At 63.4% G+C, this 11,885-nt stretch carries 13 protein-coding genes and 1 riboswitch; of the genes, 8 read left to right on the plus strand and 5 right to left on the minus strand.

Annotated features, from left to right (window positions below; genetic code table 11):
- Positions 1–47: 47 nt before the first annotated feature.
- Positions 48–605, plus strand: coding sequence for a DUF1415 domain-containing protein (locus FYK34_RS10375; RefSeq protein ID WP_149296286.1), 558 nt, complete (start codon positions 48–50; stop codon positions 603–605).
- A gap of 62 nt (positions 606–667) precedes the next feature.
- On the opposite strand, the gene FYK34_RS10380 is transcribed toward FYK34_RS10375, so the two are convergent.
- Positions 668–1,237 carry a lysophospholipid acyltransferase family protein gene (locus tag FYK34_RS10380; RefSeq protein WP_149296287.1) on the minus strand — a complete coding sequence of 190 codons (570 nt, stop codon included), beginning with the start codon at positions 1,235–1,237 and terminating at the stop codon, positions 668–670.
- 310 nt (positions 1,238–1,547) lie between these two features.
- Here FYK34_RS10380 and FYK34_RS10385 point away from each other — a divergent pair, with 310 nt between their 5' ends.
- The 5 genes from FYK34_RS10385 to FYK34_RS10405 all read left to right on the plus strand — a co-directional run bounded on the left by FYK34_RS10385 (position 1,548) and on the right by FYK34_RS10405 (position 5,611).
- Positions 1,548–1,769, plus strand: coding sequence for a glycine zipper 2TM domain-containing protein (locus tag FYK34_RS10385; protein ID WP_149296288.1), 222 nt, complete (start codon positions 1,548–1,550; stop codon positions 1,767–1,769).
- Positions 1,770–1,875: 106 nt separating this feature from the next.
- Positions 1,876–3,225, plus strand: a complete 1,350-nt coding sequence (locus tag FYK34_RS10390) for a deoxyguanosinetriphosphate triphosphohydrolase (protein WP_149296289.1) — start codon at positions 1,876–1,878, stop codon at positions 3,223–3,225.
- Between the two features lie 19 nt (positions 3,226–3,244).
- Complete coding sequence (locus FYK34_RS10395; RefSeq protein WP_149296290.1) at positions 3,245–3,886, plus strand: histidine phosphatase family protein; 642 nt, start codon at positions 3,245–3,247, stop codon at positions 3,884–3,886.
- Positions 3,887–4,008: 122 nt separating this feature from the next.
- On the plus strand, positions 4,009–4,401 hold the full coding sequence (gene msrB, locus FYK34_RS10400) for a peptide-methionine (R)-S-oxide reductase MsrB (protein WP_149296291.1): 393 nt from the start codon (positions 4,009–4,011) through the stop codon (positions 4,399–4,401).
- Between the two features lie 685 nt (positions 4,402–5,086).
- Positions 5,087–5,611, plus strand: a complete 525-nt coding sequence (locus FYK34_RS10405) for a Rossmann-fold NAD(P)-binding domain-containing protein (RefSeq protein ID WP_149296292.1) — start codon at positions 5,087–5,089, stop codon at positions 5,609–5,611.
- A 113-nt stretch (positions 5,612–5,724) separates the two neighbouring features.
- Here FYK34_RS10405 and FYK34_RS10410 read toward each other — a convergent pair whose 3' ends face one another.
- Both FYK34_RS10410 and FYK34_RS10415 read right to left on the minus strand, forming a co-directional pair.
- Entirely contained in the window at positions 5,725–6,453 is a 729-nt protein-coding gene (locus FYK34_RS10410; protein WP_149296293.1) for a cytochrome c biogenesis CcdA family protein, read from the minus strand.
- Positions 6,454–6,840, minus strand: coding sequence for a thioredoxin family protein (locus FYK34_RS10415; protein WP_149296294.1), 387 nt, complete (start codon positions 6,838–6,840; stop codon positions 6,454–6,456).
- A gap of 344 nt (positions 6,841–7,184) precedes the next feature.
- Between FYK34_RS10415 and FYK34_RS10420 the strand changes: the two genes are divergently transcribed.
- Positions 7,185–8,228: a sensor domain-containing diguanylate cyclase gene (locus tag FYK34_RS10420; RefSeq protein WP_149296295.1), complete on the plus strand. Its 1,044-nt coding sequence runs from the start codon at positions 7,185–7,187 to the stop codon at positions 8,226–8,228.
- Between the two features lie 105 nt (positions 8,229–8,333).
- On the opposite strand, the gene FYK34_RS10425 is transcribed toward FYK34_RS10420, so the two are convergent.
- Complete coding sequence (locus FYK34_RS10425) at positions 8,334–9,113, minus strand: HAD-IIA family hydrolase (RefSeq protein WP_149296296.1); 780 nt, start codon at positions 9,111–9,113, stop codon at positions 8,334–8,336.
- Between the two features lie 276 nt (positions 9,114–9,389).
- Positions 9,390–9,557, plus strand: a riboswitch (M-box (ykoK) riboswitch).
- A 77-nt stretch (positions 9,558–9,634) separates the two neighbouring features.
- Here FYK34_RS10425 and FYK34_RS10430 point away from each other — a divergent pair.
- Positions 9,635–10,660 carry a magnesium transporter gene (locus tag FYK34_RS10430; RefSeq protein WP_149296297.1) on the plus strand — a complete coding sequence of 342 codons (1,026 nt, stop codon included), beginning with the start codon at positions 9,635–9,637 and terminating at the stop codon, positions 10,658–10,660.
- Positions 10,661–10,686: 26 nt separating this feature from the next.
- Here the strand turns inward: FYK34_RS10430 and FYK34_RS10435 are convergent, their stop codons facing one another.
- Positions 10,687–11,793: an HD-GYP domain-containing protein gene (locus tag FYK34_RS10435; protein WP_149296298.1), complete on the minus strand. Its 1,107-nt coding sequence runs from the start codon at positions 11,791–11,793 to the stop codon at positions 10,687–10,689.
- Between the last annotated feature and the right edge of the window lie 92 nt (positions 11,794–11,885).

Consider the following 11,885-nt stretch of genomic DNA (forward strand, 5'->3'; position numbering starts at 1 on the left):
CGTCCGGGTTTTTTGCATTTTGAATCACACCAATAGCGGAGCCATCCATGTCAGATAGCCACGAAACCGTGATCGCCGCGACCCGCGAATGGGTGGAGAAAGCCGTGATCGGCCTCAATCTGTGCCCATTCGCCAAGTCGGTCTACGTCAAGAATCAGGTGCGCATCCAGGTCAGTGAAGCAAACGATGCGCGCCAGCTGGCGGAAGAGCTGGCGGCCGAGCTGAAGCTGCTGGCGGAAACCGACCCGCAGGAAATCGACACCACGCTGCTGGTTCACCCCGGCGTGCTGCAACGCTTCCTCGACTTCAACGAATTCCTCGACATCGCGGACGCGCTGGTGGATGAATTGAAGCTGGAAGGCGAAATCCAAGTCGCCAGCTTCCATCCCAAGTTCCAGTTCGAGGGCACTGGCGTCAACGATATCGAGAACTACACCAACCGCTCGCCCTACCCGACGCTGCACTTGATACGCGAAGCCAGCATAGACCGCGCGGTGGAAGCCTTCCCAGAAGCGGAAACCATCTACGAGCGCAATATCGAGACGCTGCAAAAATTGGGCCTCGCCGGCTGGAAAGCGCTGTTCGCGCCCGAGCCGAGCAAGTAAGTCCACGCCAGCCAACAAAAAAGCGCAGCCTTAGCTGCGCTTTTTGCTTTGCCGCATCCGCCTCAACGCGGATAGCGCCCCTGTTTATCCGCGTAAAAAGCGCGTATCCGGGGCATGTCGGCCTCAATGTCGCCCGTGGGCGTGAACATCGGGCCGAAACCGCCCTCCTTGCGCCCATAGTCCAGGTAGGCCAACGCAATCGGCACGCCTGCGCCGTGGGCGATGTGGTAGAAGCCGGTCTTCCACTCCGTCACCGCCTTGCGGGTACCCTCCGGCGGAATGGCCAGCACCAGCCGCTCGCTGCGCTGAAACACGTCCACCATCTGCTGCACCAGGGAATTATTCTGGTGGCGGACCACCGGCACACCGCCCAGCCAGCGCATCACCGGCCCCATCGGCCCCTTGAACAGCGTGTGCTTGCCCATCCAGTAGATCTTGGCGCGCGCGGCGAAGCACAGCCCCAGCGTGATCGGAAAATCCCAGTTGCTGGTATGGGGCGCGCCTATCATCACGTATTTGTCCAAGGCGGGAAACTCGCCCTGCAGCTTCCAGCCATTCAGCTTCAACAGCGCAATGGACAGCCAGCGGAACAAGTCGCGGACGATGGGGGTATCGAAAATGGTGAAATGCATGGCAACCCTGAGCAATGGCGCCGCTCCACGCGCCGGCCAGCTGCTGATCGCGCCGCCCAGCGTGGGTGCGGCAGCCTGACACGTGGAAAGGGCTGAATGTACTAGATGGAATATTTTCAGTAAAGCACCAACACGCCAAGAATGGCGTGCATTTTTGCCGAAGCCAGCCACGGCGCCGTCTCCTCCGTCAATTATTCAAAATAACTAACAAATACCGATACAAGTCATAACAATCGGTAACGCAGCCGCAGGAACCCCGGCCACGACAATCGGACCAATCGCTATAACCCCAACAATCAGGACTCGCAATATGAGCAAGCCTCTTTCCTCATCCCGACTGACCCTGGCCACCGGCGCCCTGCTCGCCCTCAGCCTGCTGTCCGGCTGCGCCAATATGAGCCACCGCCAACAAAACACCGCCATCGGCGCCACCGCGGGCGCGGTGCTGGGCTCCGTGCTGACCGGCGGCGGCACCATCGGCACCCTGGGCGGCGCCGCCATCGGCGGCGTCATCGGCCACCAGAGCCGTTAAACCGGTACAATCTCCAGAGCCAGCCCCAAGCTGGCTCTTTTTTTTCATTGCGGCCGCACATATCATCGGAATGAAATCCTCACCGGGCCACGCCATGAGCCAAAGCATGAAATGGGAGAGCCTGCTCTCCACCCGCCGCTTCAAGATCATCCAAGGCGACGTGAAGGAAACACGCACCCCGGCCACCCAGGAAGGCGGTGCCGGCCTGCGCACCGACTTCCACATCGACCACGACCGCGTGGTATTCTCCAGCGCCTTCCGCCGCCTGGGCCGCAAGACCCAGGTCCACCCGCTGGCGCGGCACGACCACACCCACAACCGGCTCACTCACAGCGTGGAAGTGGCCAGCGTGGGCCGCAGCCTGGGCAACCGCGTGGGCGTGATGCTGGAACACGCCGGCCAATTGCCGCCAGGCTACACCCCGCACGATATCGGCGCCGTGGTGCAGGTAGCCTGCCTGGCGCACGACATCGGCAACCCGCCCTTCGGCCACACCGGCGAAGACGCGCTGCGCGACTGGTTCCGCGCCGAGCGCAACGCCCACTGGCTGCAAGGGCTGAGTCCGGCGGAAATCCGCGACGTGCAAACCTATGAAGGCAACGCCCACGGCCTGCGCATGCTGGCCACGCTGGAAATGTACAACGGCGAAGGCGGCATGCGCCTCACCTCCGCCGCGCTGGGCACGCTGATCAAATACCCATGGACTGCAGACGCGCCGCCGGCCTACGAGCGCGACAAGTTCAACATCTACCGCGCCGAGCTGCCCTATTTCGAGCGGGTGGCCGAGGAACTGGGACTGCCGCGGCACGGCCCGCTGCAATGGAGCCGCCATCCGCTGTCCTACCTGATGGAAGCGGCCGACGACATCTGCTACGCGATACTGGACCTGGAAGACGCGGTGGAGATCGGCATCCTGGACTTCCACGAATTCGAACAGCTGTTCTCGGGCTTCGCCGACCATGAACGCGTCTGGGGCATGCATGACCTCCGCCAGAAATGCGGCACGCTGCGCGGCGTAGCCATCGGCCGCTGCGTGACCGAGGTGGCGGAAAAGTTCATGCTGCATCAGCCATCGCTGCTGCATGGCGAATTCCCGGCCAAGGACCTGATCAATCTGTGCGCCCCAGCCGTGCAAGACGCGCTGCTGCAAGCCAAGGACTTGGCCAGCAACAAGGTCTACCGCCACCGCACCAAGCTGGTGACGGAACTGGCCTCCTACCCCTGCATCGCCACCATATTGGACGCGCTGGTGCCGGCCGTGCACGCCTATATCCGCCAGGGCGGCAAGGAGCTGACCCCGCGCGAACACCTGGCCATGGGCCTCTTGGACAGCCATATTCAAACCGGCGACAGCCTGTACCAGGCTTATATGAAGGTGCTGGACTTCGTCGGCGCGATGACCGACAACTACGCCGCCAATATGGCGCGCGAGCTGTCCGGCGTCGGCATTCTGTAAACCCTAGCGAAAGGCGACCATGACCCAGCCCGTCACCCGCTTCTGCCTGGTGCGCCATGGCGAAACCGACTGGAACCGCGAATACCGGCTGCAAGGCCATACCGACATCCCGCTCAATGCCACCGGCCAGGAGCAAGCCGTCCAGCTCGCCCGGGCCTTCCCCCCCCACCATGCCTTCCACGCGCTCTACGTCAGCGACCTCACTCGCACCCGGCAAACCGCCGCCCCGTTGCAAGCCAGGCTGCAACTGCACGCGCACTATCTGCCGCAACTGCGAGAGCGCCACATGGGCGCGCTGCAAGGCCTGACCTACGCCGAAGCGGCGGAGCGGATTCCAGAGGTTTACCAGCGCCACCAGACGCGCGACCCTGACTTTGACCTAGACGGCGGAGAAAGCCTGCATCGCTTCCGTTCGCGCATATTGGACGGCCTGGCCGGCATCGCCTCCCGCCACCCGAACCAGGACGTGCTGATCGTCACCCACGGCGGCGTGCTGGACATCATGTACCGCGCCGCCACCGCCAAACCGCTGGCCGACAAGCGCGACTTCGCCATCCCCAACGCCGCGCTGAACTGGCTGGACTATCAGAATGGAAACTGGTCGCTCCGTCGCTGGGCGGACGAATCCCACCTTGCCGGCGCGCTGGACGAAATCCAGTAAGCAAACTCACCGTTGCGCGACCTATCCATAGCAGCGGCCCGCGCCAGGCAAACACCGCCAAGCGCGACAATGCATGAAAATGGCGGAATGCTGCCGCCAGCAAAAATCGAAAGGATTAGGCGATGACCATACACAAAACCGATGCCGAATGGCGTGCCCAGCTGACGCCTGAGCAATACCGGGTCGCCCGTCAGGCCGGCACCGAACGCCCGTTCAGCGGCGAACACTACTTCCATAACAAACGCGGCGATTATTACTGCGTCTGCTGCGGCGCCCTGCTGTTCCACAGCGACACCAAGTTCGACGCCGGCTGCGGCTGGCCCAGTTTCTGGGCCGAAGCCGCCGGCGCCAACATTCAGCGCCTCACCGACACCAGCCACGGCATGGTGCGCGTGGAAGTGCGCTGCTCCCACTGCGACGCCCATTTGGGCCATGTCTTTGAAGATGGTCCAGAGCCGACGGGGGAGCGCTATTGCATAAATTCTGTTTGTATGGCGTTTAAGGAAAAAGAATAATTTTTTGTGCAGGTTTTCAGAGTTATTGAAAACTCTGTGCACATAGTTGAAATTGCACCAAGATAGGGCATAACCTTTACTGCTTATGCCCTTGCTTATTCCCCTCCCCAAACTTCAATTCAGCTTGGGCGCGATTTCCGGATCCCAACGTAGCGCTTAACAGCACATGGATTTGATCATGGCGAATGGATTACGTATTTTGCAGGATCTTCGCGGAAAAGTAGGATTTTTTCACTAACTTTGCTTCCCTACAGGTGCCTTAAGAGATCTGTGCTCTGAGCCCCTCAACCCCGACCCGCTGCTCTGAGACTTAATCGGCCAGTTTCAGCCGCCGACGCGGTCGTCCTGAAGCAAGCCCCAAAACTCACAAAAATTCATTCACAATGCATGAAATAATCTGACTGCGACGCATTTTCACATGAACCCGCAGGTCTGCTCAGTCACAAAGGACGAGGCTAGACCCAAGCGCTGGAACCATGGCGCATCCAGATGTTCTGGACTGGCCAGTTACGCATCCGCCCCCCCAGTCGATCCATCAGACGCCGATTATTCAGCTCCAGGGCGACGGAACCTATGGGCTGAGCGGCAGGCAGATGCCGCATCGCTGTCAGCGATTTGGCAAGGAAGGGTCGCGTTGGCGTCCGTTCTTTCTAAAGCCAGGAATCTGATCCGGGAGTGATGCTTCATGGAATTCAAAACGGTACTCGTTGTCGGCGGGACCGGGATGCTCGCAAAAACAACACGGCATCTGGCCGACCATGCGTCGCAGCTGATCTTGGTTTCTCGAGACAGTCACGCCGCCGCGAAGAAATTGGGTCTTTCCGGCGCAAACTGCATCTCCGCGGATTGGACCAGCGTTCCGGCTTTCCTCGCGGCGACGCAGCCGGCAATCGATCGCTTCCCTCCCGATTTGATCGTGCTTTGGATGCACCAAACCGGCCGGGGCGCGAGGTTGGGTTTGCTCGACATGGTGCGCGGCTCGAACTGCCGCATTGTCGATATCCACGGCAGCGGCGGCGGCAACGTGCAGGACCGCGTCGCGCAGCGCCGTCTCCAGGCCATGCAAGCCGGCTGCCGCTACACCGCCGTCGTGCTGGGGTCCGTTCCGGAGCGCGACGGATCTGCGCGCTGGCTGACCCACGATGAAATCTCGCTCGGCGTCATCCAGGCCATCGAGTCCCCGAGCAACTGCGTTGTGGGTTCGATTTGAGCGATGAAGCCGCTGATCGCCTTTTTCAATCACGCAATGCGGAACATCCATTGGATCGACCACGCTTACGGCCCGCAAGCCAAGCCAGCCATTCGAATGAGGCTGAGCGCGCATTAGAACCGCGTCGTCAGGGCGGTGAGCCAGTCCGGAGAGTGGTCAAGCAGCCAGCCCTCCAGCGCGCGGTCCGCGCCGCTCAGCATCGCGAGGGAAACCAGCAGCAGGATCAGGCCGAATAGCGCCTTGCCCATCTTGCCGGCCCGCTGCAGCCGCGACTTCGTTCTGGCCATGGCGCCGCGCGATAAATACGCCAGGCCGACGATAGGCAGGGCGGCGCCCACGCCGAACAAGCCCATCAACAGCGCCGTCTGGGCCAACTGGCTGCCCTGGCTGGCCAGCACCACCGCGCCCCCCAGGGTGGGGCCCACGCAGGGACTCCACACCAGCCCCAGCAGCAGGCCGATGGCGAACTGGCCAAGCAGGCCATCGGGCCGCACGCCGGCCAGCAGCGCATGGCCCCAGTCGCTGAGGCGGGACGCGCGGGCGGCGAAGCGCTGCTGCAGCGTGGAGGAAAGCAGCACCACGCCCAGCAACCCCAGCATGACGGCCCCCCCCTGCCGGAACAGGCCGGGATCCAGGCCTAGCATTGCCGCGCCCCGCGCCAGCAGCGTGCCCGCCGCCGCGTAAGACAGCGCCAAACCGGCAGCCAGCGCCAGGGGCGCGCGCGCATGGGCCTGCAGGGCCGAGCCGATCAGAATGGGCAGCAAGGGCAATACGCAAGGCGACAAGGTGGACAGCAGGCCTGCCAGCAGGCCCAGACCATAGGTGGCCAGACCGAAGCTCACTCAGTCCACCGTCTTGCGCACCAGCCCTTCCAGGCCCGAGCGGGTGGTATCGCCCACTGAGCGGCCCACTTCCTTGCCGCCCTTATAGCCTATCAGCGTGCTTTGCATGCTGACGCCGAAGCGCTGCAAGGCGGCCTTGTCGCGGTCGAAATCCACCGTCAGCAGCGTCACCTTGCTATAAGCCAGCTGACGCATCAGGCTGTCGATGATCGGCTTCTGCGCCTTGCAGGTGGGGCACCAGCCTGCGCTGACATCGACCACCACGGGCGTCCCTGCCGACGCCAGCGCGTCGAAGGTCTGCGCGGTGTAGGGCCGGATCTCGCCTGCCGCGGCGCTCCCCGCGAGGCAGGCCAGGCCGATGGCGGCCAGCGTGGCTATGCGTTTCATGATATTCCCTCCTTCTGCTAGGGACCGCCCCCGCGGCAGACCGCGCGCGGCTCCCCCCGTGTTAGCGCACCGTGTCGGACAGATCAAGCCTGCCCATCCTCACACATGAGTCGGGACCGAGCCTCAAAGCTTACGGCGCGCGCATCGACACCAGGCTGCTCGCCCCGACAAGCGACAGATCACCCAGGGCCTGTCCTGGCGGCCCGACGCGCTGACAGGCGCTGCAATCCAGACGCCCGCGCGGCCTCCAGGCCCATGGACTGACGCGCGGCCCGCCTGCCGGCTTATACTGTCAACAGGCGGCGCCGCGCCGTCTTCCCCCTCAACCACCGCAGGAGACCGCCATGCTAGACGCGCCCATTCCAGAAAACGAGCAACAAAGACTGGAGTCGCTGCGCCGCATGCAAATTCTGTCCACCCCCAACGAAGAGGCTTTCGACCGCATCGTCCGCCTGACCAAGCGGCTGTTCGGTGTGCCGATCGCCCTGATCTCGCTGGTGGACGAACACCGGCAATGGTTCAAATCCTGCAGCGGACTGGGGCTGCGCCAGACGGAACGCCGCCTATCCTTCTGCGGCCATGCCATTCTCCATGAAGAGCTGTTCGTGGTGCCGGACGCGCGCCGCGACGAGCGTTTTCACGACAATCCCCTGGTGACCGGCGCGCCGGGCATTACCTTTTATGCCGGACGGCCAATCAAGAACTGGGAAGGTTTCCTCATTGGCACGCTGTGCGTCATCGACACGCAGCCACGCCAGCTGACGGACGAAGACAGGCAGAGCCTGGAGGATCTGGGCGCCTGGGTGGAAATGACATTGGCCCATCGCCAGCTGGGCGAGGCCCAGGTGGAAATCTTTGCCAAACTGGATGAGATCCGGCGCCAGTCCATGCTGGACCCGCTGCTGAACATCTGGAATCGCGCCGCCGGCAAAGCGCTGCTCACCAGCGAGGTGGCGCGCGCCGCGCGCACACAGGGCGAACTGGCGGTGATGATGATAGACCTGGACTACTTCAAGCAGATCAACGACGAATACGGCCATCTGCATGGCGACCATGCGCTGATCGAATTCAGCCAGCGCATCACGTCCAACTTGCGCGCCTACGACAGCATATCGCGCTTCGGCGGCGATGAATTCTGCGTCATCCTGCCCGACACCGGGCAGGCGCAAGCCGCCAAGAAAGCCGAGGAAATCCTGGCCAAGATCCGCTCCACGCCTGTGCAATCCGATGGGCTGATCTTTCCGCTCTCCGCCAGCATAGGCGTCGCCGCCGCCTGTTTCCGCGCTGGAGAAGCCACCCCGCGCGAACTGGTGGGCCGCGCCGACGAGGCCTTGCTGCGGGCCAAACGCGCCGGTCGCGGCCAGGTCATGGTCTACCTGGCATCCTAAGCGTCGCCCCCCCCTGGTCAGATAGCCGGCGCGCCGACGCAGACGGGGCAGGCCGCGCGGCAAGGAAGCGAACCCACTAGCCGGCCTTGGGTTGGCGGGGTGCGGCTAGAGCGCGTGCGGGTCGATGTCCGCCACGCTGTCGAACACGTAGTCCGGCTGATACGGAAACTGCTCCATTGATGCGCGCGTGGACACGCCGGACAGCACCAGCGCCGTGCACATGCCTGCCTCCAGCCCGCCGACGATGTCAGTGTCCATGCGGTCGCCTATCATCACCGCCTCTTCCGGATGCACGCCCAGCTTGCGCGTGGCCAGCATCATCATCAATGAATTGGGCTTGCCGACGATGTAGGGCTTCTTGCCGGTGGCAGCCTCTATCGCCGCCAGCAGGGTGCCGGCTGCCGGCTCGTAGCCGCCGCCCTCGATCGGATCGATCATGTCCGGATTGGTGCCGATGAACTTGGCGCCCTGGTCGATGAAGCGCACCGCTTTCTTGATCTGTTCAAAGCTGAAAGTCTGCGACTTGGCCACCACCACGTAGTCCGGGTGGGATTCGGAAATCGAGAAGCCGACGTTGTACAGTTCATTGATCAGCCCGGCACCGCCCACCACATAGGCGGTCGGCATGGCCTTGCGCGTCTGGCTTTTCAGGAACATCGCCGTCGCCATGGCGCTGGTGATGAAGTTGTCTTCGGTCAGGCCTGAAATGCCCAGGCCTTCCAGCTTCAGCCGCAGGTCCAGCGGCGTCTGCTCGGCGTTATTGGTCAGAAACAAAAAGGGCGTATGGCTTTCGATCAACCGGGTGATGAATTCGCGCGCGCCGGGTATCAGCTGTTTGCCCCGGTAAATCACGCCGTCCATGTCGGAAATGATGCTCTTGCTCATGGTGTATCCAGAATTCTGGTGCCGGCTGCGCGGGCACGGTCGCGGGCCGCGGCTAACCGCCGCGACGCTGGCAGCATAGCACGACGCCTTGGCGCGTTGATGGCGGCGGCGGCGCACCCCACCGCCCACGCGATATGCATTTGATATTTATCAGAAAAAAATAACCCGCCCCAGGAACCAAACGGACTTTCCGCATTCAGACTGGCTTGGCCGCGGGCAAACCGTCCCAGCCAAACGGCCGCCCATCGACAAGGCGGCCAACTCATCCACAAAGATGCAGTGTCTCGTTCGGCGAGGCTCCTATGCAAACACAGGTCACTGATCTGACGACGTCGAGAGACGCCCAAGGTTAGGACAGGCTTGATCGGATTAAGGTCTAGCCCAAAGTGACTTCCCCTCCGGGATACGTTGCATAGTGCCAAAACCTAGACGCGGAGATCGCTTTCCTGCACTCGCCTCCTGGTTGTCGCCCCCATTGAGAACTGTTTGCGGTTCAAACAGCTAAACGGGGAATACTCACCATGACTTACGTCGCAAGCCATACCCTTGCCGCCTCCAATCCGGCGGACATCAATCTGAAGGAAACCGTCGCCGCCTATATGAGCGTCGCGCTGATCACCCTGCGCCGCGACATGACCGCCGGCCAGGCGCGCGCCCACATGCTGGGCCAATTGCGCGACGACGACGTTCCCGCCCAAATCTTCGTCACCGACGACAGCGGCTTTCTGCATGGCCGGCTGTCGCTGAAATCCTTGCTGACGGAGAAAGACGACGCCCGGCCCGTCTCCGGGCTGATGCAGCCGGCCGGAGTCTCGCTGGAACCCGGCGCGCTGCGCCGCGATGCCGCGCCGGAGCTGCAGGGCCTGGCGCTGAACATCGTGCCGGTGGCCAGCAATGGCAAGCTGGTCGGCGCGCTGTACGAGCGCGAGATCGCCGCACTGCTGCGTGACGAGGAAACCGACGACGCTCAGCGCCAGGGCGCCAGCCTGCCGCTGGACACGCCCTATCTGGACACCAGCCCGTGGGCGCTGTGGAAGAAGCGCCTGCCCTGGCTCTTGCTGCTGTTTGCGGCCGAGGCCTACACCAGCACCATTCTGCAGGTGTTCGAGGAGCAGCTGGAGGCGGTGATCGCGCTGGCCTTCTTCATCCCGCTGTTGATCGGCACCGGCGGCAACAGCGGCACCCAGATCACCTCCACCCTGGTGCGGGCGATGGCGGTGGGCGAAGTGGGCTTGCGCAATCTGGGCGCGGTGCTGCGCAAGGAGGTCACCACCTCCTTCATGATCGCGCTGGCCATAGGCCTGGTGGGCCTGCTGCGCGCCTGGATGCTGGGCGTCGGACATGAAGTGGCGCTGGTGGTGTGCCTGACGCTGTTCGCCATCACGGTGTGGAGCGCCATCGTGTCCTCCATCATCCCCATGGTGCTGAAGAAGATGCGCATAGACCCGGCCGTGGTGTCCGCGCCCTTCATCGCCACCTTCATCGACGGCACCGGCCTGGTGATTTACTTCAATATCGCCAAGCTGGTCATCGCCGACCTGGGCTGAAGTTGAACGCCGCGCCGAAGCCGGCCTCAATCGGCCTGCGGCTCCGGCGCGTCGGCATAGCGCATGGCGATGGCGACGAAGTCGTCGAAATGTTCCAGGAAGGCATCCACCAGCTCCGGCTGGAACTGGCTGCCCCGCCCCGCCGCGATCAGCCCGCGCGCGGTCTCCATGGCCAGCGCGGGCTTGTAGCAGCGGCGCGAGATCAGCGCGTCGAATACGTCTGCCAGCGCCATCAGCCTGGCGCTCAAGGGAATGGCCTCGCCGGCCAGCCCGTCTGGATAGCCCGAGCCGTCCCAGCGTTCATGATGATGGCCGGCCACATCCTTGGCGCAGGCCAGAAAATCCACTGGCCGGCCGGCATCTCGCTCCGCCTGGGCGATGGCCTGGGCGCCCAGGCCGGCGTGCGTGCGCATGATGTCCCATTCGTCCGCATCCAGCTTGCCCGGCTTGAGCAGGATGCGGTCCGGTATGCCCACCTTGCCGATGTCGTGCAGCGGCGCCGAGCGCGTCATCAGCTCGATGGCATAGTCGCTCAATTGGTCGCGGTAGCGCGGATCGCGCTGCAGCAATCGTCCCAAGAGCTGGACATAGCCCTGGGTGCGCAACAAGTGGTTGCCGGTTTCCCGGTCCCGCATCTCGGCCAGCCGCGCCAGCGCGTGGATGGCCACCCGCTGCGTCAGATCGTTCTCCTCCATCCGCCGCGACACTTCCCGCTCCAGCCAGCGGTTCTGCTCATCCAACCGGTCACGCGCCCGCTTCAGCTCCAGTTGTATCTTCACGCGCGCCAACACCAGCTGCGGCACGATGGGCTTGGTGATGTAGTCGACGGCGCCGGCCTCCAGCCCGCCCAGCTCGTCCTTGGGCTCGCTCATGGCGGTGACGAAGATCACCGGCACCTGGGCCGTGGCGGGATCCGCGCGCAAGCGGGCAAACGTCTCCCGTCCATCCATGCCCGGCATCATCCTGTCCAGCAGGATCAGATCCGGCGGCGGCGGGATGGCGGCCAGGCGCAGCGCCGCCGATCCGCTATTGGCCACCTTGACCCGGTAGTGCGCTTGCAGCAGCTCGCCCAGCACCGACAGGCACTCCGGCGCGTCATCCACAATCATCACCGTCGCGTTGTCCCCGTCCATGCCCCTCCTTCCGCCCATTCCAGGCCAATTCTCGCCAACCTTGGTCTAGGCTGGATTAACGGCAGCCAGGCTGCCCCGATGCCAAGGAGCCA

Source organism: Chromobacterium paludis, from assembly GCF_008275125.1.
GTDB lineage: Bacteria > Pseudomonadota > Gammaproteobacteria > Burkholderiales > Chromobacteriaceae > Chromobacterium > Chromobacterium paludis.